The sequence below is a fragment of the Desulfobotulus alkaliphilus genome, from assembly GCF_007830435.1.
GTDB lineage: Bacteria > Desulfobacterota > Desulfobacteria > Desulfobacterales > ASO4-4 > Desulfobotulus > Desulfobotulus alkaliphilus.
Genome location: NZ_VLLC01000009.1, coordinates 12172 through 36657, shown reverse-complemented (window position 1 = coordinate 36657; position 24486 = coordinate 12172). Strand labels below are relative to the sequence as shown.

Genomic DNA, 24486 nt, shown 5'->3' with positions numbered 1-24486 from the left:
CCGTGGAGCTTTTGAACATAAAATTCAGAAGACTGCAGCAACAAAAAGGCGGTTATGCTTTATTGGGCGGTATGGTGTTCAAAAATATCCGGATCATCCATATTGAAAAGGATGGTTTTTTGAAAATTCCTTTCCTTTATAAAACGGGTCTGGGTGATGAGGAAGGGAGCTTCCACATCCTCCAGCATGAAAGAAATACAGGAGTCCGAATATCCCGCATCAATGGGCATGAAGGCTGCTCCGGTTTTGATGATGGCCATCTGGGCCGTGATGAGTTCCGGACAGCGGTCCATGAGAAGGCCCACTACTGTTTCCGGTCCGGCACCCATGGCCAGCAGCTTTCGGCTAAGGGCATTGGATAAAGAGTCCAGCTTCCCGTAGGTCAGAACCCTTTCTAGCCACACCACAACCCTTGCTCCGGGGTTGCCGGACGGGCCTCTGCTTCCATATGGGCCTGAGGGGTATGGCGGCTTTCGGGGAGGGCATCCTTTGGGTTGAAGCCCTCAATCTGTTCCCCTTAAAACGGCAAAGAAGTGAAGGGGATGCTCCAGCATGGGCATGGGGGTTCTGCTTTGTTTATCCATCCACTCCATGCAGTCTTTCTCATCCCTGTCTGAAAAATCCAGCATGAGAAGGGGAATGTCTTCCCTGTCTGAAAAGTATTTCTGCGGAATGCCATCCGTTTCCCTGAACCGGACCTGAATATCCCTTCGGTTTTTCAGGAAAAGCTGCACGGCTTTAAACAGAAGATCCCCGTCTCCGGAAGGCAGCCGGAAGGAGGTGGGGACATTCCACATGGATGATTCCGGGTGCATTTTCTGGGTGAGGTAGATGCGTTTTTCCGCATGGGTCAGGGGATGAAAAGAAGGCATGGCAAAGACCCTTTCTCTCAAGCTGGGAGATATGATTATAAAAAAGCTGAAAAGCCGGGGTTTTTTGATGACAGGAAAAAGCTGTTTTGCTTTTGAATATGGAACGGTGTTTCTTATAGCAGGCAAAGCAGGGGAAGGAGAGGAAAAAACGGCAGGGACTGTCCATACCTCATGTCATTTTTTATTGATTTTTCTGAAGATGGTGCTGCGATTGATTTTAAAAATCCGTGCCACCTGCTGGACGGAGCCGTGGTGCCGGATGGCACGATTTAAAAAGTCAGATTCAATTTCTGCCATGATTTCTTTAAGGGAACGTTCTCCCTGCAGAAATTCTTTATAATCCTCTGCTGTTTCCGTTTTTTTTCCGTGAATAGAAGGTGGAAGGTCGGCAGGGGCAATGAGGGGCCCCTCATGGGTTATGACAAGGGAGTGGACAAGGTTTTCAAGTTCACGAACATTTCCCGGCCAGTGGTAATGGGTGAGGGTTTCCAGGGTTATGTCCATGAAGGCGATCTGTTTATGGTATCTTAGGCTGTACTGACGCAGAAAAGTTTCTGCGAGGAGAGGAATGTCAGCCCTGCGTTCCCGCAGAGGTGGAATTTTAACCGTAGCAACATTGAGTCTGTAAAATAAATCCTGCCTGAATTTTCCCTCTTCAATACTGCTGACAAGGTCCCTGTTGGTTGCTGCTATGATTCTGGCATCGACTTTGACGGGCTTGTTTCCGCCTATGCGCATAATTTCTCCATCCTGAAGAACGCGGAGGAGGCGGGTCTGCATGGTGAGGGGCATTTCACCTATTTCGTCAAGGAAAATGGTGCTGCCTTTGGCCAGCTCAAAGTATCCTGCCTTTCCCTTGCTTGAGGCTCCCGTAAAGGCTCCGGCCATGTAACCAAACATTTCCGATTCAACGAGAGATTCGGAGATGCTCCCGCAGTCAACCTTCATCATCACTTTATCGCAACGCTGGCTCTGACCGTGGACATAGCGGGCAAAGACATCTTTGCCCACGCCGGTTTCTCCAAGAATCAGAAGAGTGGCATCGGTTTTTGCCATGGTCTGCAGGAAGCTGAGGGTTTCCCGCATCACTTTACTTGCAAAAACAGGCGTTGTGGTCAGGGATTGTTCACGGGCCATATAGGCCATCTGTTCGTTGGTCTGTTCGATGAGCTGTTTCTGCTCTGAAATCTGCTCGTTCAGCTGGCTGATTCTTGTAATATCCCTTGCAAAGGTAATCACAAGGCGCAGGGCCCCGGATTCATCAAAAACGGGGGTTCCCGTGAGAACAAGCATTTTCCCGTTTCTGAGCCGCTGGGTGTGGGTAACGGTTTTTGATTTGCGGACCACTTCAGGATTCAGCGCTACGTCAAAAACACCTTCCTCAACCAGGGTTCGTACCTGACGACCCAGCACCTGATGCCGGGAAAGACCTGTCAGCTGTTCATACATCCGGTTTACGTAAAGTGTAATGCCCTCAAGGTTGGTAACAAAAACGCCCTCGGGAATGGCGTCCAGAATATCCAGGCTGTGCCTGGCCAGCAGATCCTTGGCATTTGGCAGCATATCTCTGTCTTGCAATGGAGGGTTAATGGCAGAAAACCCATGGTTTGTCATTAAGTCTCCGGCAGTCATCCGACACCGGAAATTCACCTGTCTCAGGCTTTGCCATAGAAAAAAATCCGGTCAGAGATTATCAGAATCATCTGTTAAAATAAAGAATTATCTTAAGCCATCGCCCTTAATCTGTCCTTACAAGCCTGTCTCCCAGTATGCTTTGCGCTGTATCCTGCAGGCTGGAAAAGCGTTTTTTATCAAGCTGAACTTCACCCATGGATGGTATCCGGTCAAGGAAATGGTATTTTTGTGTACCGAGGCGGTGGTAGGGCAGCAGTTCATAGGAGACCCCTTCTTTAAAGGGGCGCAGGAATTCGGCAATGGCCCTGATGGCCTCTTCATTGTCGTTGAAATCCGGTATGACCGGAGTCCGGACGAGGATGGGGGGAGTGTTCTGTAAACCGGCAAGGCGCTTGAAATTATCCAGAATACGGGCATTTCCCATACCTGTGTGCCGCTCATGATCCCCGCTGTTCATATGTTTGAGGTCAAACAGCATATCATTGACAAGCCGGGAGGCCCCGTGCAGTGTTTCCCAGGGAATCATACCGCAGGTTTCGATGGCCGTACGCACCCGCCTTTTTTTTGCTTCCCGCAGCAGGGCCATGGCAAAGTCATGCTGCAGCAGGGGTTCACCCCCTGACAGGGTAAGCCCGCCGCCGGAGCGGGTATAGAAAACCGCATCCTGTTCCACCACGGACAGCACATCCTCAACGCTGCGCATTTTACCATAAACAATAAGACTCTGGGCAGGACAGGCCTCGGCACAAAGGTGAGGGCAGTCACCGCAGAGACTTCTGTTTACATGCACAAGATTTTCTGCATCCGCACCGATGGCACCCTTTGGGCATACATCCAGGCAGTAGCTGCATTTGTCAAAGCCAAGGCACCGGCCTTTGTTGCAGGCCAGCTCAGGGCCATATTCCTGGGATTCCGGGTTGCTGCACCAGCTGCAGCGAAGCGGACAGCCCTTGGTGAAAACGATGGTACGTATGCCCGGCCCATCGTGTACGGAATATTTCTGGATATTGAAAATCATGCCTTGTACTTTTCTGTCTTCAAAGCTGCTCATGGAATCTCCTTGCGGTTTATTTTCTTGGAACAAAGAAGGCTCCGGACAAAGAAACTGTCCGGAGCCCGATGCAGGGCAGAACCGTTGAACTTTACATGTTGTCGTGTTCCGTACGCGCTATGAGGTCGTTTTGCAGATCGGGAGAGAGATCCACAAAGTAAGCGCTGTATCCTGCGATGCGTACAATGAGGTTTCTGTATTTGGCCGGATCTTTCTGGGCGGCGATCAGGGTTTCTTTCCGGATGACATTGAACTGAACGTGCCAGAGTTTCAGGTCACAGAGGGTTCGCATGAAAGAAACCAGCTTTTCCGTACCCTGATCACCTTCCACACACTTGGGGGTGAACTTGATGTTCAGCATCCGGGCAGCCCGCTCGCGCATTCCCATATTCTTGGTATTGTAATTGGAGAGCAGTACGGCGGTGGGCCCATTGACATCCGCTCCATGGGAGGCGGAGGAGCCGTCGGAAAGGGAGAACCACTCCGTACGCCCGTTGGGTGTGGCGGATACCACCTTTCCAAAGGGAACGTGGGAGGTGAAGGGTACATAACGGACATCGTTGTGAATGCCCAGTTCTTTGCTGTATGCCTTGCCAAACTCCACGGAGATGCGGTCAATGTCCCGGCCAATGGCATCGGCATAGGGATCGTTGTTGCCATAGCACGGAGCACTGCGGAGAAGGGCCTGCACATTTTCATGGCCTTCAAAATTGGCATCAATGGCATCCAGTACCTGACGCATGGTGAGGCGCTTTTCTTCAAAGACAAGCTTTTTGATGGCAGCCAGTGAATCCACCACCGTGCCAAGCCCCATGTATTCAAAATAACCGAGGTCGATGCCTTCGGGAATCCTGGGCTGATGCAGGTCCACGCAGTGTTTCATGCAGAGGTCATGCATGGCCGAACCCAGTGGCTGGGCAAAGTGGCGGGCCCTGAGCTGGATGATGATGTACTGCTGAATAAAGGCCGTTTTCATGAAAAGAATGTGCTGGGCTTTGTAGGCTTCCCAGAAGTCTTCCCAGGATGCAAAGGAGCAGGGATCGCCGGTTTCCACGCCCAGAACCTGATCTCCGTATTTTTTCATGCGGCCATTGCGGAGTACCATTTCCACGGCAGCGGCAAAGTTGATATAGGCCCCGCCTGAGGTATAGGTGTCGCGGTTGGGCATACGGGCTTCCGTGCATCCGGAAACGGCATAGTCCAGTGCCTCTTCAAAGGTGGCACCCTTGGATACATAAAGGGGAACAATTTCTTCGTCATTGATGATTTTGGGGAAGCCGGAGCCGTCCTTGATGGTCTCTGCCACATCCCAGAGGTAACTTTCCGGTGAGCGGGAGTGGATGCGGGCGGCAAGGTCCGGGTAATGAAGGGGAAATTCCCGCTTGGATTTCAGGATAAGGTGGGTCAGCTCGTTGGTGGCATCATAGCCTTCCGGTGTCTGGCCGCCAACGGTGACGGCTTCCCAGTGGGCATATCCTTCATTGAAGGCACCGCCCGTGGGCGATATGTACATATCGATAAACTCAGCCATTCCCACCCACATGCATTCCAGAAGCTCCATGGCCTGCTCTTCCGTAATCCGGCCTTCATTCATGTCGCTGATATAATAGGGGTAGAAATACTGATCCATGCGGCCGTTGGAAATGGTGGTGCCGGTTTTCTGTTCCAGACGGGAGAACATCTGGGTGAACCACTGGCTCTGCACAGCCTCGTAAAAGTTTCGGGCAGGCTCACCGGGTACATGCTCCGCAATTTCTGCCATGCGCTGGAGTTCGGCGCGGCGGATGGGATCCTTTTCCTTTTCAGCCATCTGATAAGCCAGTTCCGCATGGCGTCTGGCCCAGAGAACAATGGCTTCACAAACGATAACAATGGCTTCAAGGAAAGGTTTTTTCTCGCAGTTATCCACGGGGCTCATGGGATCAAGGGCTGCCAGTTTTTCTTCTGCCTCCCTGCGGATGCCGTTGAAGCCTCGTTTGAGGATTTTTTCATAGTCATGCACCCACTGGAGGGAGGACCGGAAAGAGGAGGTTTCATTAACAATGAAGCGGGAAATCAGCCCTTCAGGATCGTCATAGGTCAGTTTGTGAACCTCGGGGGGAAAGGCTTTGCTCAAGGCTTCATGGTAGGTTTTGCCTTTCCAGTAGGGGGCAACCTCTTCAATGACCAGCTTGGCGTCTTCTTCGGTGATGGTGGCAGGAGACTGGCTCCGGGTGGGCAGGTCACGTACGGCAATGTCAAGAAAGTCTCCATCCAGTTCCGGATATAAAATACCATAGCGGCCATCGCAGCCCGCACGTCCCAGCAGCAACTGGTCTTCCTGTACGTAAACCGTGATATTCTGAGCAATGTGCATGAGTGCCTTTGCCCAGCGCAGAGGCAGGGGCTGGCCTTCGGTTTCCTTCATGGACTGGGTGAAATACAGGGCACGTTCCACGTCAATGCGTGGTTTCTGGCCATCAAAGCGTTCCAGCATTTTAAAAACACGCGGATGGGTCTGGCGGAACATATTTTCTTTTCCTTCAATGCTTTCCAGAAGGCGCTGTTCCTGGGGGGATACACAGTCACACCCTGCATAATCGTACATAAATCTACCTCCTCTGTATTACCATATAATGAATGAACGGCTCACCTGGCCTTGTGATCACTCCTAAAGCAGTTTTATATAATTCAAATATTATGCCATGCTTGCATGTCACTGATTTTTAAGGATGATTTTTTATTTTTCATGGAATATTATTTCTGAGAGGTGTGGGCTGTTCTGTTTGGTTGCGTATTTGCAACATTGCATTGGAGAAAGGATGGATGGATTAAAAAATGTTGCGTAATTGCATCAATTTGAAATTCATTTTCCGCTTTGAAGGCAGCAGGCTGAACAGGGGAGTGATGACGATGTAATAGTTTTTAATTTCAGTTTTTTATCTTGTGTTAGCCGAAGTGCCCCGATGCATAAATGCAACGGTCCCATACACCGCAAAAGAAAAGCCACTGCCCAATGGCAATGGCTTTGGATGGATTCAGGGTGGAGGTGCAAGGATTTTACCGGAACTGATGGAGGACCTTTTCCTCTGCTTTTTTAATGAGAATATCCAGTTCTCCATTCTGCTTCATTTCCTTGATGACCGCATCCACACGGGGTATGAGGTGTCTGTTCTTTTCATGGAGGTAATGAAAAAGATCCAGCACCGCAAGGGGTTTTTCAGCAGGAACGATATCTTCAGAACCCAGTTGAAAAGGTTAGTTTTTTATTTCCAGTTTCAAAACTTTTTTTGCGTTTTCATACATGACCTTGGCCCTTACCTCGTCCGTCAGCGGGAAGGATTCATAGACAGCGAGGGCATGGCTCAGTTCAATAAAGGGGTGGGCACTGGCAAAAAGTACCTTGTCTGAAATGGTGGTAGCCATGGCTTCAATGAAAACATTTGCCATGGGGGCCTCTTCATATTCGGAAAAATCCATGTAGACATTGGCATTGCGCATGCAGGCAAAAATGCTTTCATTCACGAAAGGGTAGCCACCGTGACTCATGATCAGGGTCAGCTCGGGAAAGTCCCTTGCCACACGGTCGATGTCTCTGGGATCGGCATAGTCCATGATGGCTCCGGGTACCTGTGGGGGAGGAGCCATGGTTACAAAGACGGGTACATCCAGTTCCGCACACTTGGTGTAAATGGGATAAAATCGGGCTTCACTGGCCGGGATGTGGGCAAGGTAGGGGTCTATGGCGATGCCTTTCATCCCCAGCTCTTGAATGGCGTATTCAATTTCCCGGACGGCAGCCATTTTTTTGTGTGGATCAATTCCCCAGAATCCTGCAAATTTTTCAGGAAAGGCTTTGCAAAAGGAAAGGACGCTCGGGTTGTTTGCCGGGCTTCCATAGGTGGTTTCGCAATCCCTTCCCGTGATCACAGCCAGCTCCACGTTTCTGGCATCCAGATCCGCAATTATTTCCTCAAGGGACTGGGGTTTGCTGGCATCAAAGCCGATGGCCTTGCAGGCAGCTTTGAACATGGCGCTGTTTTTAATGCCATCTATAATTTCAGGTGTGTTGGGGCGGAAACGAAAATCGATAACTTTCATCTGGCTGTCCTTTTTTAAAAACGGGAGTCATGCAGTCACGATGGATATGTCCGAATGGTGCAGAAACCAGACGGGGGGCCGGTCTGCTGCGGTCAGACATTGACAATTGTGTGCACAACTCCCTTAAAATGTTGATGGTTTATCTGTTCCCCACAAGAAAGAGCGGTATTTCAGGAATAAAGGTGCAGAGCAGAAGGATGAGAAGCATGCATAAAAGCATGGGCAGCACGGCTACGGACACCTTCTCCAGCTTCACCTTGGCAATGCCACTGGCCACAAAAAGGTTGACGCCCACAGGCGGAGTGATGAATCCGATGGCAAGGTTAAGAACCATGATGACACCGAAGTGAAGGGGAGAAACCCCGACACTGGTTACAATGGGCAGCAGAATGGGAGTGAGAATTACTATGGCCGCAAGGGCTTCCATGAAAGTTCCGACAATGAGAAGAAGGATGATAACAAGTATTAAAATTATGTATTTATTGCTTGTCAGATCCAGCAGCCATCTGGCTATGCTTCCGGGAACATCCTCAATGGTCATGATATTGCCAAAGAGGGTGGCCATGGCAATCAGGACGATGATCATGGCCGATGTTTCACAGGCCTCCCTGCACGCAACGACAACGCCTTTTGCGTTCATTTCCCTGTAGACGCATACTCCCACAAAAAGTCCGTAAAAGGCTGCCACGGCAGCGGCTTCCGTAGGGGTCATGATGCCACCGTAAATGCCTCCCAGAACAATAACAGGAACCATCAGTGCCCACTTGGCATCCCATGCGGCCCGTGCAAAGGTGGCGGGTGTACGTTTTTTTGTGCTGCCGCGCCAGCCTTTTTTACGGGAATAAAGGTAACAGTATACCATCAATACAAAACCCGTGAGTAAGCCGGGGATGATACCACTGATGAAAAGATCACCAATGGAAACCTGGGCGGAAACCCCGTACACCACAAAGGGATTGCTGGGGGGGATCATCACGCCCACACATCCTGCGGCAGCAATCAGTGCCGCAGAAAAGTGGATGTCATATCCCCTCTCTTTCATGGCTGGAATGATGAGGGCACCAATGGCCGCCACCGTTGCCGGACCGGAACCGCTGATGGCTCCGAAGAACATGCAGGTCACAATGCAGGTCAGGCCCATTCCGCCGTACAGTCCACCCACGATTTCATCGGCAAGGGCCAGCAGGCGTTCGGAAAGCCCGCCTGCTCCCATAAAGACACCCGCTGCAATAAAAAACGGAATGGCCATAATGGGAAAGCTGTCTATGGAAGTAAAGGTAATCTGCGCCATGTAACCCACGGGCAGGGTGTCTGCGCAGATAATGGTGGCAAGGGTGGAAAGTCCAAGGCTGATGGCAATGGGCACACCCAGAATGCAGAGCAGGATGAAATAGCCGAAAAGTACGGGAATGGGCTCAATGTAATCGAAAATAAAACAGGGTGAAACGATGAGCATGGTGAGGGCCAGCCCTGTAAAACTGTCCTTTATCCCACAGATTCTGAACTGGCGGCTAAGGGACTGGAGAAGCCGGAGGGACATCAGGCCAAAGCCGACGGGCAGAATCAGATAGGGAATAAGGAAGGGGATGCGCATGGCCGGTGTTGTCTGTGGGAATTGAAGCAGGTTCTGAATTTTGCCGTAACCAAACCAGGCAATGGTGAGGGTGAGGCAGAGAAAAAGAACCTCAACAACGACCCAGCTGATATTCTGAAATCTTTTGGACAGTTTGTCATATATGATGTCCACCCGTATGGATGAGCGCTTTCGGATGGAAACACTCAGGGCAAGGTAGGATATCCAGATAAAGATATATCTTGATAACTCTTCGGCCCATACGGAACCACCAGCCCTTTCAATGAAACTTACAATGATGTAACGGTAGAGTACCTGCCAGGTAATGAAAAAAATGATGGTCAGAAGGCCGGTGACCATGAAGATGGATTCAAAGTTTTCGTCAATCCAGTGCAGGGGGCTTTTTTTCGTTCTTGCAGCTTCCATGCAATCGCCCTCGTTTTGGAAAAAAGTAGGCAGCAAAAAGGGGTATCTGTTTTTTGGCAGCTACCCCTTTGGTTTCAGATAGTTATTTCTGTGTTTCGGCAATCAGCCTGAGCAGTTCCGCAGGAATTTCCTTTGCAAATCTTTCACGGACCGGGGCTGTTCTTCTTTTCAGTTCGGCACGCTGTTCCGGGCTGAGTTCGGTAATTTCTATGCCCCTGTCCCGGAAGGCCTGCCATGCGAGCTCTTCAAGCCGGATGGTTTCCGCACGCTGCCAAGCCGTGGCTTCCCGTGCAGCTTCTGTGATAATACCCTGCTGCTCAGGGGTAAGGCGGTCCCACCGGTTTTTGTTCATCAGCAGAATATGCATGGAATAGTTATGCCTTGAGTCCATGGCATAACGTATGACTTCCGTGTGCTTTGCATCGTTCAGCAGGGAGAAGGTGTTCCCCTGAGCGTCCACCGTGCCCTGCTGCAGGGCCGTATAGGTTTCACCCCAGGCAATGGGAGAGGGATTCATGCCAAGCTCAAGGGCAACGGCTACTTCGACGGGTGAGGCCGTTGTACGGACCTTCAGGTTTCTCAGATCTTCCACCTGACGAAGGGGCTTGCTGGTGGACACGAAGTTTCTGTATCCGTATTCACTGAACATGATGGTTTTTAAGCCCACACTTTCGGCAACACGATCCAGGGCCCGGCCCAGCTCTCCTTCGTCCAGGGCTTTATAAAGGCTTTCCTGATACGCAGCATCGGTGATGTAGGGGAGGTCGATGGCCATGTAAGCCGGAGAAAAGCTTGCCATGTTGGGTGAGGAACTGGAAGACATATCCAGAGTTCCTGCCTGAGCCGCCTCTGTGGTTACCCTGTCGCTGCCCAGCTGGCAGTTGCCGAAGATCTGTATTCTGATCCTTCGGTTACTCTTTTCTTCCACCAGTTCTTTAAATTTTTCATAGCCAACGGTCACGTTGTTGCCCGGAGCCATGGGGTGAGCCAGCCTCAGGGTAATGGGTCTTTGGGCAAGAGCCAGTACAGGAAGACTGGTCAGCAGAAAGATGGTGGCAATAATCCAGACAGTTCTTTTTTTCATCTTTTCCTCCTCAGGTTAAAAAAAAGTAAACAGCTTTATTCTGACTCCGTTTTGGAGTTTGTTCTTCAGGATAGACTCCACATCAGTCTCAGGGGGCTTTTTGCAAAACCTGTTCCATTTTAATCGGGGTAGAATTATAATATGATATTGGAAGTTGTTGGGAAAAAATAATAAATATGGATAATCAGATCGAACCATATTTATTTATGGTGCATAATTGCAACGATTCGCGGGGTGGGTGTAGGTGGTGAGGAAAAGCAGTTCTTTAAAGATGAAATGGTATTAAAATAAGATATATATGTATGATTTGTTTGGTTTTTGATTGCAAGACAGTTAAGGGTTGTTGCAATTATGCAACTGTTTTTTTCATGTTTTTTGACTTTTCTTGTCTTGTGTTGCAAAAAAAAGACTGAATTTTAAGGTTAAAAAATATTTTTTAAACTGAATGTTCAAATACAGGTGTGCGTGCGAATGAACCTGTTTTTCCTTTGAAAAGACGGGGTGTTCGGCTTTGTATTATTTTATGCTGTAATTCAGATTAATTTTGTACAGGTGGCAGAAGAATCAGCAGTGGCAAGCCGGGCATCATCTTCTACAATACAAATTTCCTGCTGCGACAGTCCCTCTTCCGGCGGAAAGGCATTTGGTGGATGTAAGCCCATGGCATAGCTTCCTTGAACAGGCAGTTTTGATGAATAAATGAAAAAACGGGATAAATAATACAGGCAAGTTCTTAGCAGTACAAGGATGGCAGAAATATTTTGGATGGCTGTCTGGATTGGCCGGGCGAATAAGAATGGTCTGTATGGGGGTATCAGTTTAAAATTGCCTTGTTCCTTCCGCTTTTTTTGGCTGTGTAAAGGGCCTCATCCGCCCTTTTCATAAGGCTTGGGATGTCATCATTTTTTCTGTAAAGGGTGACACCAAAACTGGCCGTTGTCCTTTGTATTTCCGGAAAAACAAAGGATGCAATCACGCCCTGAAGTTTTTCAGCCAGCATTTTAATCCCGGCTTCATCAATTTCCGGACAGATGATCAGAAATTCCTCACCTCCCCATCTTCCGATGATATCCGTTTTTCTTGTATTGGCGAGAATCAGGTCTGAAAGAATGACAAGAATTCTGTCACCTGTCTGATGCCCATAGGTGTCATTGATCTCTTTGAAATAATCAATGTCCATCAGAATGATGCCAAAGGAATGACCATATTTTTCTGAGCGGTCTACTTCATACTGAAAGGATTGATCCAGTTTGAGGCGATTATAAAGCCCGGTGAGCTGATCCGTAACGGCCAGCCTGTTCAGCGCATGGTTTTTTTCTTCCAGCTCTGTTTTCAGCCTGTTCAGATCACAAAGCAACTGCTGAAATTGTTTTTTTTCTGTGGAAAGTTTTCTGTTCCAGCAGATAATGATAAAAATCAGGAAGCTGGTTGCAGCCAGAACTTTCCAGGCCAGAGAATTGTCTGTCCGGTCCATTTTGATTCGGATCCATTTGTTGTAAATCCGGTTGTGTTCCTCCGGGGAAATTTCTTTAAAAACCTTATTAAAGATGGCAACCGTGTGGGCATGTTCCGGCGGAAGCCCCATGCGGTGTTCAAACACATATTCTGTTTTTCCTGCGATGCGGAGATCAGGACCGTACTTTCTCATGGCGTACATGACAACGGCGAGGTGTCCGACAAAGGCATCAATTTTTCCCCGTCGGAGCAGATGGAGGCCCTCAGGTACGTTGGCTGTGGTGACCAGCTCAATGGCCGGATAGTTGTTTTTCATAAAGTTATGGCTTGTATAGCCCTTGCCCACGCCCACTTTTTCTCCCTTCAGCTCATGGGTGTAGGCGATAAATTCCCTGTCTGACCGTGTAACGATGACCAGCGGAAAGGATATGTAAGAATCAGTAAAAAGAACGTCGGTTTTTACATCATCTTCCAGTGCCAGAGCAGGGATAAGGTCAATTTCCCTGTTTTGAAATTTGTCCAGCACCTCCTGCCATGTTTCACTGAGAATAAATTCCATTCTGATGCCGGTGCTGCTGCTGATGATGTCAAGGTAATCGGCAATGAGACCTTTGTAGACAGGGTAGTCGGAAGTGTAAGAAAGGGGCTGCCAGTCCACCTCGCTGAAACGCAGGGGGGAAATGCCCTCCAGCCAGATTTTTTCTTCAGGAGATAAGTCCAGACTGAAACTTATTTCTGTAAAAAAATGAAATGAAAAAAAGAAAATTAAAACAGCATGGATGAGCGCAGCCTTTCTCATAGAACTTATACATCCCTAACCATAGTAGCCAGTTTTTTAGCTAAAGAATCCAGCTTTTCTGCATTGGAGGTTAATTCAGAACTGCTTTGTGTTATTTTACTTGCGGATTGATTCACAACAGAAATATCTTTTGCAATTTCTGAAGAAACAGAAGAACTCTGAATGATATTATCATTAATATCTGCTACCCGCGAAGAAGCCTCCATTATGTTTTTTGACATTTCACGACTTGTAACGGACTGCTCTTCAACTGCAGAGGCAATAGAAGAAACGACGTCGTTAATTTCAATTATGACCGCTGATATTTTTTCAATTTCTGATACGGTTCCATCGGTTGATGTCTGAATTCCTTCGACTGTCTGTTTTATTTCATTGGTTGCATTGGATGTTTGCTTGGCAAGATCTTTGATCTCTGCAGCTACAACAGAAAAGCCTTTTCCTGCCTCACCTGCTCTGGCAGCTTCAATTGTAGCATTTAAGGCTAAGAGATTTGTTTGCTCTGATATTTCTGATATCATTTCTGTAACCCTAGCAATCTTTTTAGCAGACTCTCCAAGAGTTTTTACCTGAACAGATGCATTTTGTCCCTGTTCTACAGCATGGCTTGTAATAGTTCTTGCATTTTCAGAATTTTTTGCAATTTCATTAATCGTTACATTCATTTCTTCGACTGCCGAAGCTATGTGATTCATGTTCATGGTTGTTTCTTCCATAGCCCTGGACATCGACTGCATACTGGAGCTCATTTCTTCGGAAGCAACGGCTACGGAATCGGATCGTTGTGAGGTAGAAACGGAATTTTGTTCGAGCTGTTTTGCGACATCAAGAAGAGATTCTGAAGAAGGGGTAAGTATTTTAGCTGTATCTGATAATTGTTTTAATGAGTCTACGTTAGTTACCAGCTCTACGTGCCCAATTTTTTTCCCGCTATCATCGTTAATATAGTGTGTATCAACTTGCATGTATGTGCTGGGAGCATCAGAATATTCTTGTGTATAATGAGTTGTCTGTTTTCCTTTTCTAAGGCAGTGGACACCACAGTTTTCTGTTTCACATATATCAGCTTGCCAATTTGAGCAGTGTTTGCCAATAACACTTTTTTTATCTAAATTTTGACGGGCCAATAAAGTTTCTGTTGTCTTATTAATAAATACCCATCTCATTTTCATGTCGGTTGTAGTTACAGGGAATGGTAATGCATCTAATGATCCTTCTAAGTAAAAAATTAAGCGTTGTTTACTGTAATTATATCTTAATAATATTAAGTTCATTCCAAATAATATTATTATAATAGATAATAAATTTTTTATTTTTTCAGTTTCTTGAAGGTCGCCAATGAATATTTTATAGCTAAAAAATCCTATGACAATTAAAAAAATGGACCACATGGCAAGTTTAATTTTATACTGAATGTTCAGCATGAGCACTACCTCCTTTTTGAAACTTAAAATTTCTTGGAAAATCAGTAACCAATCTGGCTATTTATTCATTACAGCGCAGGCTTAATTATTCCCCGTTCTTGAAGATAATCAGCAACAATTAATGCCTTACTCCATGCGAGGGTACCTCCCATGCTGACACTGATAGCACAAACTTCAAAAATTTCTTCGATTGTTGCACCGGAATCTAATGCCTTCGATGTTTGGGAAATCATACAGTCCTTACAACCAGCCTGAATGCCAATTGCCAAAGAAATTAATCTCTTATTTTTTATGCTTAATGAGCCTTCACCATATACAGCATTTTTTACTGAGCCATAGTAGGCTTCACTAAGATCGGGCATTTGTTTCTTTGTTAATTCAAATAACTCCCACATTTTTTCTTCATATTCAAGTATCAATTCACCCATAATATGTTTCTCCTTCATTCAATTAATCGATTTTAATTAAAATAGTAAAAAGTCTATAAAATTAGTACTTTTTGCTCTTGCTAATATGATCAGGTCTGGGACAGCGGATCTTTTATTCAGTAAGTTTCGACCTTCTGAAGGCTTAGGTTTAGTTATTTTAATTCAGGTGTTTAAGGATTATTTAATTGTCTGTAGTCAAAATGATTCTGAATCTGGTAACAAGTTACTCTTATGGCAACGCAGTAGCGCGGCGTGGGCTGCTTATCAGTTATGATTTTTTTAAAGGTATTTTGGTTTTTTTGTATATACTCCGGTTATTTTTGATAAAGACATGGGAATTGATAATGCTATTATGAATCAGGATATTCTGTATTCCAGAAATACCGCATCGGGATAGGGATTAAAGCAGTAGGGTGCTATTTCATTAAACCCGCAATCTTTGTAAAGCCGCAGCGCGGACCCAAGTCTGGCCACACTGTCCAGTCGTACAGCCCGATAAGCAAGGCCTGCGGCTCTGGCAAGGAAGGCTTCTGTCAGGGCTTTACCGATGCCTTTACCCTGATAGGGTTTAAGAACATACAATCGCTTCATTTCTCCTGTACCCGGAGCGATTGGCCTTAATGCAACGCATCCCACATAAGTGTTATCCATTTTCGCCAGCAGCAGAAAACCATGGGGCGGGCCATACATTGATTGCAGGTTTTCCAGTTCATCGGAAAAGTTCTGAAATTCCAGATCAAAGCCGAGAAATGCTGCATATTCTTTAAAAAGCCCTGCGCCAGCCTCAAACTGCTCCGGTCGCTCAGCTTCTTCAATTACAAGGGGCATGGTTTCCTTTCATTGCCGAATTATCAAAATATTTTTATAAAATATTGAAAAATTTGTGTTTTATTTCTAAGGCCCCGGACAGGGTCATTATGGCAGGGCTGCAGCGAAAAAAATTCCACCCCTTTACGGGAAGACATGAACTCTTATTCTTTCGTGGACAGGACATCCTGATGGATCAGTTCTTCAAAGCAATTTACTATGTCCAGCAGTTCGTAGGCGCACATGGTTATGAATTCCGCACATTCAAGCTGATCTTCATCAAGCTCTGTATTTAAAAGCAGTGCAGACATACCGATAATGCCGTTCAGGGGGTTGCGGATTTCATAGCCTGCCCTTGCAATAAAACGGCTTTGGCCGAGACTGACCATTTCACTTTTCATGAGTCCGGATGCCAGCCGTTCTTTCAATGCCTGTATTGACATGTATTTTTCCCCTTGAACAGTTTTTATCCCTCCGGACAGCAGGTCTGCAGGGTCCGGAGGGATAAATATCTTAAAATTTAAACTGGCTTACCAGCTTCTGCAGGCTTACTGAAAGCTTTGAAAGTTCTCCGGCACTCTCACTGACCTGAACCCCTTTGTTTTTTATTTCTTCCATGGCGTGGGTAATGCCTGCGATATCCTTTGTGGTTTCCTGAATGACAGTGGCATTCTGGGTGGCCCCTTCATGGACCGATTCAATTCCCCGTGAAACCTGGGCCACATTGCCTGCCACCTCGCTGGCAGCGGTGGACTGCTGTTCCACAGCAGCGGCGATGTTGCCCACCACATCACTCACCTCATTGATGACCTTTGTAATATCTCCCACTTCCTTAACCGTAGTGACGGTGGTATTCTGGATATCCTCAATTTTTTCCCTGATATCCTGTGTGGCACTGGCCGTCTGCCGGGCAAGCTCTTTGATTTCATTGGCGACAACGGCAAAACCTTTGCCAGCATCTCCTGCTCTGGCCGCTTCTATGGTGGCGTTGAGGGCCAGCAGATTCACCTGCTCAGAAATATCCGTGATGGTTTCGATTACCTTGCCGATGGCATTGGCTGCGGTTTTAAGGTTACCCATGTGATCAGACATACTGGCGGCCCGGTCTGCGGCATCACTGGAAATACTCCTTGCCTTGCCCGCATTCTGAGCAATTTCCGATATGGTTGCAGACATCTCTTCGGATGCCGTTGCCAGAAGGTTGGTGTTGCTGGATGATTCTTCCAAAGAAGATACTGACATATCAATGGTGGCGCTGATCTCTTCGGAAGCTGCCGCCACATTGCCTGATCTTTCGGAGACATCCTGAACCCCTTTGCTGGTTTCATCGGCAATGTCCGAAAGCTGGGTGGCGGAAGAAGACAGGGTATGAACACCACTGCCTATGTCCCGCATAATTCCCTGCAGTTTTTCCACAAAGGTATTGAACCAGCGGGCCAGCTCCCCAACTTCATCTCTGGTATTGATTTTCAGGCGCATGGTGAGGTCTCCCTCGCCCTCGGCAATGTCTTTCAGGCCAGCCACAGCCGCATTGATGGGAGAGACAATGGAGCGGACCACAAAGGTGACAACAAAGCCCACAAGGACAAGGGAGACAAGAATGACAATGACAATAATGTTACGCACACCCACAGCACTTGCAAGAAACTCCTCATGATCCTGCGTTGCGGAGACCACCCAGCCTGTATTTTTTACGGGAGCAAAACCCGCCATCTTGCGAACACCCTGAAAAACATAGCTGTCGGCACCAGTCTGTCCCCTGAACATTTCTCTGGCGATGTGCTGCATTTCAGGAATATTGTTGATATCCGTTTCAAGGACAAGCTGCTGGTTGGGGTGGGCCAGAACAACACCCTTTTCATTGAGCATGTAGCCATATCCCGTGTCTCCCAGTGTGCGGCTGGCAACAATTTCCGTGAGGTATCCGGCTTTGATTACCGTTGCAAATACACCCAGAAAATCACCATTTCTAGCATAGATGGGTGTGTTGATGGGCATGACCAGATTGCCTGTGGCCGCAGAGATAAATACATGGCCGATGGTGGTTTCACGGGAGGATATTGCCCTTCTGAATTCGTCATTATTGGCAATATTGAAACCGATGTATTCGTTGCCGTTTTCAAGGATACCCGTCAGAAGTTCACCCTTGGCATCGGCCACAAAAACGCCCTGATGGTTGGCTGACATCCGGCTTTCCTTGAGGTTTTCAAAAAGTGCCGCAGCCTCTGGCCGAGAGCCTTCCACGCCCTTTTCCCTTGCTGCGTAAAGCAGTTCCTGAACAAGACTTTGGTCTGACATGGATTCACAAAGACGCATTTCTGCAAAAAGAAGATTGTCCATGAGATTGGCAAGGTCCTGGGCAACACCCATGGTATTTTCGGCGGCGTTCTCCGTCAGTGCTGCCGTGGATCTTGTGATGGCAAGGGTGCCCACCACCAGCAGGGGCAGAAGAACAGAGAGGATGGCCATGGCAAAAATGCGGAAACCAATGGATTGGATATTCAGGGACTTCATGATCACAAGCTCCTTTTTCCAGACGTTTTTTGTTTGATGCAAAAGACAGGGTTTATATAAAATACCTGTTTTTATAATGACGGATTAAAAAAACCTTTATGTTTCCAGTATGGTTTTCAGGTCCAGCAGAGCGATAAGTTTTGTATCCGTTTTAAAGACCCCTTTAAAAAAACGACCCTGCGCGCCATTCAGATTGGGTGGTGGAGGTTCAATTTTTAAGGAATCCGCAATGACAACTTCTTCTATTTCCCCCACCAGCAGCCCCAGATGCTCATCCTCATACCCCACCACAAGGGTACGGCTGTCTTTGACGGGCAGAAGCCCGAGCCTGAGGCCCATATCCATCACCGTCAGAATGCGGCCCCGGAGATTTATAACGCCTTTAACCCAGTTATCTGAACCGTGTACGGGTGTAATTTCCGTATGATTGTTGATTTCCTGAATATTTAAAATATCAATGCCACAGAGGGTTTCTCCCACATAGAATGTGGCAAGTTCCAGAAGGGATGGGGCTGCCATGGGTTTTTCCTTTCCTGAAGATTATTTTATGCATCCACCGCACTGCCCAGAAGGGTCCGGACCAGAGTGAAAATATCCACCATGAGGGTGGTGCGGCTGTTCACAATCATGGAACCCATGATGCCCGGCTGTTTCAGGGTGCGCTGATCCATCTCAATGGTAACTTCCACCGCATCCACAGGGCCGTTGACCATCAGGCCCATTTCCCTGCCATCTATCCGGAAAACAATGACGTCCACCTCTTCATTCACACTGATGGGACCAAGGCTGGTGCATTCCCCAAGCTCATGCAGGGGCAGCGATCCTCCCCTGTACTGCAGCACCCTTCTGCCTCCCGCATACTCAATATCCGCTGCCCTGATGCGCTCAATGCGTTCCACAAGATCCAGAGGTACGGCACATTGACCCTGTTCTCCGTTACGGAAAAGAAGCAGGGCTGTTTTATCATCCTTCAGGCTTTTAATTTTATCCCCATGCGCCTGATGCAGATGGCTTGCGCTTGTGTCTGCTGCAGAAAGGGATGCCATGGCTGCCAGAGAAGCCACATCCAGAATCAGGGCCACACGCCCGTCTCCCATGATGGTGGCCCCCGCATATCCTTTGCAGCCTGTCAGGTGACGGCCTAGTGGCTTTACCACAATTTCTTCAGAATCCATGAATCCATCCACCAGAAGGCCGTAACGGAAAGTACCCGTGGAGACCACGGCAATGTGTATGGCGCTTTCTGCCCTGTACCGGCGGTCTTTATTCTTCCTTGGCTGTAGTTTTTCAGAAGTGTCCGTTTTTGTATTTTCCTCTGCACGGCTGCTCAGATCCGGAGATCTGCGGTCTGCGATATTGATTCTGCGCTCGGGTTTTTCTTCTCCGGTGGCAGGGTCTTTATACGTACGGAGGATACCCAGTATTTCAGCCAGATTCAGTATGGGAAGCAGCACCCCCCGGAGTCTCAGAACCGGGGCATTGCCTACCCTTTCAATGCGTTCTTTCACCTGAGCTGCAGGAATGCGGATGAGTTCATCGAGATTGACCTGAGGAATGGCATAGCGTTCTCTGCCCAAGGAAATAATCTGGCTGGGGATGATGGCAAGGGTCAGGGGTAGCTTGATGCGGATGCGGGTGCCCTTATCTATGACAGATTCAATGTCTGTAATACCACCCAGCCGGTCAAGGTTGGCTTTTACCACATCCATGCCTGCTCCCTGGCCTGACACATCTGTAACCTGCTGGGCTGTGGAAAAGCCGGGAAGAAAAATAAGATTGATTTTTTCCCTTGTCCCCATGGTCAGCAGTTCCGTTTCAGAAACCATCCCCTTGCCCAGGGCAGACGCGGCAATGGCTTCCGGGTCCATCCCTTTGCCATCATCTTCAATTTCTATATTTACCTGACCGGCTTCATGGAAGGCCTTCAGCTTTATGGCGCCTGCATCGGGTTTATTTTTTTGCAGACGAATCTCCGGCTTTTCAATGCCGTGATCCACGCAGTTTCTCAGAAGATGGGTGAGGGGCTCCTGAATGGCCTCTATGATGGTTTTATCCAGCTCCACTTCATTGCCATGGATTGAAAGTTCTGCTTTTTTATCCTGAGAAAGGGAAAGATCCCGGACGATGCGGCCGAATTTGTCAAAAACATTGGCAAGGGGCTGCATACGGGTACGCATGATGGCTTCCTGCAACTCGGATGTGATCAGGTCAATGCGCTGCCCTGCCACTTCAACGGTTCTGGCATTGCTGGTGGAGATCCCCTGCGTAAGCTGATTGCGGCTCAAAACAAGCTCTCCGGCCAGCGTCATGAGGCTGTCCAGAAGGTGTACGTTTACCCTGAGGGAGCCTGCCTGCCGGGCCTGGTCTTCGGACATAAAAGCTCCTTGAATTTTTTTAAACAGTCATTGAAAATGGGTTGATTAAGCTGTCTTTGTCGATTATGTTTAACAAGTATTTTATGAATGCTTTCTTGTCAAGTATTTTTTCCAGTTAGATTCCATCAGATAAAAAAGCTTCTTTTTAATGGAAAGGTTATGAATTATGGGGAAAAACACTTCACGAAATTGTAAAACAAATAAAGGGTGGGAAATCTGAAAAGTGAGTGAGGGCTGTCGGGATGAAAAATGATCTGGGTAGCAGAAACAGGTATTTTATATAGATCTGGTGCATGGGAACGAAATATGCCTTTTACAATCATGGATTATCATGGGGTGCAGATTTTTTTTATTGGTGTTCCGACTCTCTTAACCGGCATCCTTTGTTTTGTCCTTGTCCGCTTACGGGAACAGAACAGGCTGCTTGTGCAGAAAAAAAAAGAATATGAAGATTCTTTCCGGCGTTTTTTTACAGCCAACAGAATTCCCATGGCTTTAACGAATCTGGAAACTGGGCTTCTTGAGGATGTGAACCCTTCTTTTCTTGAGGTTACGGGATACGCAAAAGAGGAAATCCTTGGCCGTACTTCGCTGGATCTTGGCATTATCAAGGCTGAGGAGCGGAACAGGATGAAGGCGCTGCTTGCAGAAAAAGGAGCACTGGAAAATATCCGGGTACATATTCCCGTGAAATCCCATGAGAAAAAATTTTATACCTGTTTTGGTGAGGCTATTCTGATGCCCCCCGGCAATAAAGTCCTCTGCATTGCAAGGGATATTCACCTGCTGCTTACCTCCCGTCAGCTTCTGGCGGATCAGGAAAATCTGCTGGATACGATTTTCCGGAACACACCGGACTTTCTGATCTTAAAGGACAGGAATTTTGTTTTTAAAAAAGTAACACCTTCATTTTTTAATTATTTTAAAGATTTTAATATGAATTCCTCCATTGAGGGTAAGACGGATTTTGACTTTTTCCCGGAGGAAAAAGCAAAGGAACACAGGAAAGAGGATGAGGAGATTCTTGTAACAGGAAAAACAATGACCATCAGCAAAGCCTATCAGAGTGATATCGGGCGGCGCTGGTACCATATTATAAAGGCCCCCATCAAGGATGTGGCTGGGGAGGCTTCGGGGATTCTCTGCACCATTCGGGATGTGACAGCGGAAAAACGCATGGAAATGCTGCTGGAAGCCAGGCTTCGCATCAGTGAATTGAAAGATTTTACCACCAGTCACGGGATAATCCAAAAAATAATAGAAATCGCAGGGGAGATTACGGAAAGCGGTTTTGCCTTTTTCTGTTCCAGAAACAGCAGCCTTATGAAGGGAATCATGCTCCATGGACCTGATGGTTTTTTTCATAATGAAAATCTTCATCAGAGTGATGCCCTGTGTGCATCCCGGCTTTTTACCTCATGCAGAGAAAAGGGGGATGTAATGGTCTGCAATCGAAACAGCATCCCTGACTTATCTGCTTTTCCTGGTGTCGAGGAGATTCATTCTGTCATTTTGCTTCCCTTATTTGAAAAAAAACAGCTTGTGGGATTTTTCGGTGCCGGAAACAAGGATACGGATTATGATGAACAGGACAGGGATATACTCAGAGAACTCGCCCATATGGGTAATGATATTATAAAGCTTAAAAGGACAGAGGAAAAATGGATAGAGGTACGGCGCATTCTCCAGAACATTGCCGACTATTTTCCGGGCATGATTTTCAGATCCTCAGCCTCCTCCGGCTGGATCATGGAGCATGTGACAGGGACCTGTGAACAGCTAACCGGATATGCCGCAGAAGTGTTTAGTGAAGAAGCCAGGCTTCCCTTTTCTGCGCTTATTCATCCGGAAGACAAAAAAAAGCTGGAAGCAACCCTTGCCAGATCTTTTCTGAACAATCAGCCCTATGAGAAGGAATACAGGATATTCCATAAAAACGGCATGTGGCGCTGGGTACTGGAAAGGGGCGTTGGCGTCTATGCAGAGAACGGGCGTGTGGTATCCATCGAAGGGGTCATTACGGATATCCATGAGTATGTGGAAATCCGTAAAAATCTCAGAAGACAGGAAACGATGATGAAGACCATGCTGGATGGCATATCCGATATGGTGATTCTTTTTAAAAATGACTTCAGCATTCAGGCCATTAACCGGGCAGGGGCAAGTGTTGTCGGTAAAAGCCCTGAAGAGGTAAGGGGGATGAAATGCTACGAGCTTATACAACGTTCAGCTCCTTGCGAAGGCTGTGCGGTAAAAGAGGCTATTGACACAGGAACCAATGCAAAAAAAATTCAATTCAACAGCTTTTTCAATGCCTGGTTTGATTATAATGCCATGGTGGTGAAAGGCGTTGATGATGAAAACCCCGTAGTCATAGCACAGATGCGAAATGTGAGTAACAGGATAAAAAAGGATCAGGAACTTCGGATGCTGGAATCTGCCATGCAGCAGACCGCTGAAATGATACTGATCACGGATAACAACGGAAGGATCCAGTACGTGAACTCTGCCATCGAAAGGGTGACTGGATATACAGCCGCAGAAATGGTGGGCATGCATCCCAGAATGCTTGCAGGCAATCCGCCAAGCATGCCGCCTTCCCACTACAGAAAAATGTGGCAGGTGCTGCGCTCCGGCAGAACCTGGCAGGGTCGTTTCAACAACCGGAAAAAATCCGGAGAAAATTATACGGAACAGGCATCCATTACACCCATACTGGATGAAACCGGCACCATTGTATCCTTTGTGGGTGTATCCACGGACATAACAGAAGAGTTACAGAGGGAGTATCAGGTTTATCAGGCCCACAGAATGGAGGCCATCGGCTCCCTTGCCGGAGGAATAGCTCATGATCTGAACAATATTCTTTTCCCGCTCATGGGTTATGCGGGTTTGATAAGGGAAGCGGTGGCTGAGGACAGTCAGCTTACGGACTACATCAATGAAATTTTTATTGCATCGGGTAGGGCCAGAGACCTTGTCAAACACATCCTCACCTTTAGCCGGAATGTTCCCGAAGAAAAAGTATCCATGGATATGCAGGTCATTTTGAGGGAGGTGCTGCACTTTTCCAGGGCCAGTATCCCCAGCACCATCCGTATTCGAAATCATATTGATGCTGCATGCCGTCCTGTCTGGGCAGATTCCACCCAGATGCACAGGGTTTTTATCAATCTGGTGGCCAATGCCTTCCAGGCCATGGAAAAGGATGGCGGTATCCTGACCCTTTCCCTCGAAGAAATTTATCTATCTGAGGATGAGCATCCCATACTGCCCGAAGGGTTTTATGCCTGTGCAGGGGTGAAGGATACGGGGACTGGCATTGATCCTTCCATTCTCGATAAGATCTTTGATCCTTATTTTACAACAAAGGGAAAGGACAAGGGCACGGGGCTGGGGCTTTCCCTTGTGCATGCCATGGTCTGCTCCCATGGCGGGCACATAGATGTAAAAAGTACGCCCGGAGAAGGTACGCATTTTTTAGTGTACATTCCCTGTATCATGGATAATCAGGGCATGGAAAAAAGTGATCCAGAAGAAAAGTTTTCTTTATCCAGCCCTGATCTCAAAGGGAGTGAACACATCCTTGTGCTGGATGATGAAGAACCCATCGCCCGAATGCTTACTCACATGCTTGAGCTGCTGGGCTATACGGTAACAATGTTTACCAGAGTATCTGAGGCACTGGAGGCTGTTTTTAATGATTCCTTTGCCTGCGATCTGGTGATTACGGATATGACCATGCCGGATATGCGGGGGGAGGAAGTCTGCGCCCGGATTAAAAATATCAGACCGGATCTGCCCCTTATTATGTTTACTGGAAGAACAGATCTGGTTCAGGATGAAAACCCATCATCCATGGGATTTGCAGGAATAATCACAAAACCTGCAAAACATACGGAAGTTGCCGTGAAAATAAGGGAAATTCTTGATAGAAAAAATCACAGCAGTTTATGATTTTTGGAG

18 protein-coding genes and 1 pseudogene are annotated in these 24486 nt (G+C 47.4%); 1 reads left to right on the top strand and 18 read right to left on the bottom strand.

Annotated elements, in window-relative coordinates; translation table 11 throughout:
* Nucleotides 1–59: 59 nt before the first annotated feature.
* From LZ24_RS06970 to LZ24_RS06895, 18 genes and pseudogenes are all read right to left on the bottom strand, one after another.
* A pseudogene (locus tag LZ24_RS06970) lies at nucleotides 60–416 on the bottom strand (AMP-binding protein); the annotation flags it as partial.
* A gap of 87 nt (nucleotides 417–503) precedes the next feature.
* The gene (locus tag LZ24_RS06965) at nucleotides 504–872 is read right to left on the bottom strand and encodes a condensation domain-containing protein (protein ID WP_144683961.1); all 369 of its coding nucleotides are present in this window, start codon (nucleotides 870–872) and stop codon (nucleotides 504–506) included.
* Nucleotides 873–1046: 174 nt separating this feature from the next.
* Nucleotides 1047–2486: a sigma-54 interaction domain-containing protein gene (locus LZ24_RS06960; protein WP_246118541.1), complete on the bottom strand. Its 1440-nt coding sequence runs from the start codon at nucleotides 2484–2486 to the stop codon at nucleotides 1047–1049.
* 124 nt (nucleotides 2487–2610) lie between these two features.
* Complete coding sequence (hpsH, locus tag LZ24_RS06955) at nucleotides 2611–3558, bottom strand: (2S)-3-sulfopropanediol dehydratase activating enzyme (RefSeq protein WP_144683959.1); 948 nt, start codon at nucleotides 3556–3558, stop codon at nucleotides 2611–2613.
* A 91-nt stretch (nucleotides 3559–3649) separates the two neighbouring features.
* A complete protein-coding gene (gene hpsG, locus LZ24_RS06950) occupies nucleotides 3650–6145 on the bottom strand; it encodes a (2S)-3-sulfopropanediol dehydratase (protein WP_144683957.1) in 2496 nt (831 codons plus the stop codon).
* 452 nt (nucleotides 6146–6597) lie between these two features.
* Nucleotides 6598–6744 carry a hypothetical protein gene (locus LZ24_RS17180; RefSeq protein ID WP_186442982.1) on the bottom strand — a complete coding sequence of 49 codons (147 nt, stop codon included), beginning with the start codon at nucleotides 6742–6744 and terminating at the stop codon, nucleotides 6598–6600.
* Nucleotides 6745–6795: 51 nt separating this feature from the next.
* On the bottom strand, nucleotides 6796–7638 hold the full coding sequence (locus LZ24_RS06945) for an amidohydrolase family protein (RefSeq protein WP_144683955.1): 843 nt from the start codon (nucleotides 7636–7638) through the stop codon (nucleotides 6796–6798).
* A 139-nt stretch (nucleotides 7639–7777) separates the two neighbouring features.
* Nucleotides 7778–9637 (bottom strand): TRAP transporter large permease, encoded by a 1860-nt coding sequence (locus LZ24_RS06940; protein ID WP_144683953.1) that lies wholly within the window; start codon nucleotides 9635–9637, stop codon nucleotides 7778–7780.
* An 82-nt stretch (nucleotides 9638–9719) separates the two neighbouring features.
* A complete protein-coding gene (locus tag LZ24_RS06935) occupies nucleotides 9720–10721 on the bottom strand; it encodes a TRAP transporter substrate-binding protein (RefSeq protein WP_144683951.1) in 1002 nt (333 codons plus the stop codon).
* 533 nt (nucleotides 10722–11254) lie between these two features.
* Nucleotides 11255–11383 (bottom strand): hypothetical protein, encoded by a 129-nt coding sequence (locus tag LZ24_RS17930; RefSeq protein ID WP_281282277.1) that lies wholly within the window; start codon nucleotides 11381–11383, stop codon nucleotides 11255–11257.
* A 152-nt stretch (nucleotides 11384–11535) separates the two neighbouring features.
* Nucleotides 11536–12975 (bottom strand): transporter substrate-binding domain-containing diguanylate cyclase, encoded by a 1440-nt coding sequence (locus LZ24_RS06930; protein ID WP_144683949.1) that lies wholly within the window; start codon nucleotides 12973–12975, stop codon nucleotides 11536–11538.
* Nucleotides 12976–12980: 5 nt separating this feature from the next.
* Nucleotides 12981–14396, bottom strand: a complete 1416-nt coding sequence (locus LZ24_RS06925) for a methyl-accepting chemotaxis protein (protein ID WP_144683947.1) — start codon at nucleotides 14394–14396, stop codon at nucleotides 12981–12983.
* A 68-nt stretch (nucleotides 14397–14464) separates the two neighbouring features.
* Entirely contained in the window at nucleotides 14465–14824 is a 360-nt protein-coding gene (locus tag LZ24_RS06920) for a carboxymuconolactone decarboxylase family protein (RefSeq protein ID WP_186442981.1), read from the bottom strand.
* A 357-nt stretch (nucleotides 14825–15181) separates the two neighbouring features.
* Nucleotides 15182–15652 carry a GNAT family N-acetyltransferase gene (locus tag LZ24_RS06915; protein ID WP_144683943.1) on the bottom strand — a complete coding sequence of 157 codons (471 nt, stop codon included), beginning with the start codon at nucleotides 15650–15652 and terminating at the stop codon, nucleotides 15182–15184.
* A 143-nt stretch (nucleotides 15653–15795) separates the two neighbouring features.
* Entirely contained in the window at nucleotides 15796–16074 is a 279-nt protein-coding gene (locus tag LZ24_RS06910) for a histidine kinase dimerization/phospho-acceptor domain-containing protein (RefSeq protein WP_144683941.1), read from the bottom strand.
* 70 nt (nucleotides 16075–16144) lie between these two features.
* Entirely contained in the window at nucleotides 16145–18145 is a 2001-nt protein-coding gene (locus LZ24_RS06905; protein ID WP_144683939.1) for a methyl-accepting chemotaxis protein, read from the bottom strand.
* Nucleotides 18146–18241: 96 nt separating this feature from the next.
* On the bottom strand, nucleotides 18242–18664 hold the full coding sequence (locus LZ24_RS06900) for a chemotaxis protein CheW (RefSeq protein WP_144683937.1): 423 nt from the start codon (nucleotides 18662–18664) through the stop codon (nucleotides 18242–18244).
* Nucleotides 18665–18690: 26 nt separating this feature from the next.
* Entirely contained in the window at nucleotides 18691–20520 is a 1830-nt protein-coding gene (locus LZ24_RS06895) for a chemotaxis protein CheA (protein ID WP_144683934.1), read from the bottom strand.
* A 306-nt stretch (nucleotides 20521–20826) separates the two neighbouring features.
* Between LZ24_RS06895 and LZ24_RS06890 the strand changes: the two genes are divergently transcribed.
* Nucleotides 20827–24477 (top strand): PAS domain S-box protein, encoded by a 3651-nt coding sequence (locus LZ24_RS06890; protein WP_186442980.1) that lies wholly within the window; start codon nucleotides 20827–20829, stop codon nucleotides 24475–24477.
* Nucleotides 24478–24486: the final 9 nt, after the last annotated feature.

Coding starts and splice junctions, on each gene's coding strand:
- LZ24_RS06925 (WP_144683947.1), bottom strand. CDS start 14,396: ATGCTGAACATTCAGTATAAAATTAAACTTGCCATGTGGTCCATTTTT.
- LZ24_RS06945 (WP_144683955.1), bottom strand. CDS start 7,638: ATGAAAGTTATCGATTTTCGTTTCCGCCCCAACACACCTGAAATTATA.
- LZ24_RS06890 (WP_186442980.1), top strand. CDS start 20,827: ATGCCTTTTACAATCATGGATTATCATGGGGTGCAGATTTTTTTTATT.
- hpsG (WP_144683957.1), bottom strand. CDS start 6,145: ATGTACGATTATGCAGGGTGTGACTGTGTATCCCCCCAGGAACAGCGC.
- LZ24_RS06930 (WP_144683949.1), bottom strand. CDS start 12,975: ATGAGAAAGGCTGCGCTCATCCATGCTGTTTTAATTTTCTTTTTTTCA.
- LZ24_RS06920 (WP_186442981.1), bottom strand. CDS start 14,824: ATGGGTGAATTGATACTTGAATATGAAGAAAAAATGTGGGAGTTATTT.
- LZ24_RS06905 (WP_144683939.1), bottom strand. CDS start 18,145: ATGAAGTCCCTGAATATCCAATCCATTGGTTTCCGCATTTTTGCCATG.
- LZ24_RS06900 (WP_144683937.1), bottom strand. CDS start 18,664: ATGGCAGCCCCATCCCTTCTGGAACTTGCCACATTCTATGTGGGAGAA.
- hpsH (WP_144683959.1), bottom strand. CDS start 3,558: ATGAGCAGCTTTGAAGACAGAAAAGTACAAGGCATGATTTTCAATATC.
- LZ24_RS06915 (WP_144683943.1), bottom strand. CDS start 15,652: ATGCCCCTTGTAATTGAAGAAGCTGAGCGACCGGAGCAGTTTGAGGCT.
- LZ24_RS06965 (WP_144683961.1), bottom strand. CDS start 872: ATGCCTTCTTTTCATCCCCTGACCCATGCGGAAAAACGCATCTACCTC.
- LZ24_RS06895 (WP_144683934.1), bottom strand. CDS start 20,520: ATGTCCGAAGACCAGGCCCGGCAGGCAGGCTCCCTCAGGGTAAACGTA.
- LZ24_RS06935 (WP_144683951.1), bottom strand. CDS start 10,721: ATGAAAAAAAGAACTGTCTGGATTATTGCCACCATCTTTCTGCTGACC.
- LZ24_RS17930 (WP_281282277.1), bottom strand. CDS start 11,383: ATGGGCTTACATCCACCAAATGCCTTTCCGCCGGAAGAGGGACTGTCG.
- LZ24_RS06910 (WP_144683941.1), bottom strand. CDS start 16,074: ATGTCAATACAGGCATTGAAAGAACGGCTGGCATCCGGACTCATGAAA.
- LZ24_RS06960 (WP_246118541.1), bottom strand. CDS start 2,486: ATGACAAACCATGGGTTTTCTGCCATTAACCCTCCATTGCAAGACAGA.
- LZ24_RS06940 (WP_144683953.1), bottom strand. CDS start 9,637: ATGGAAGCTGCAAGAACGAAAAAAAGCCCCCTGCACTGGATTGACGAA.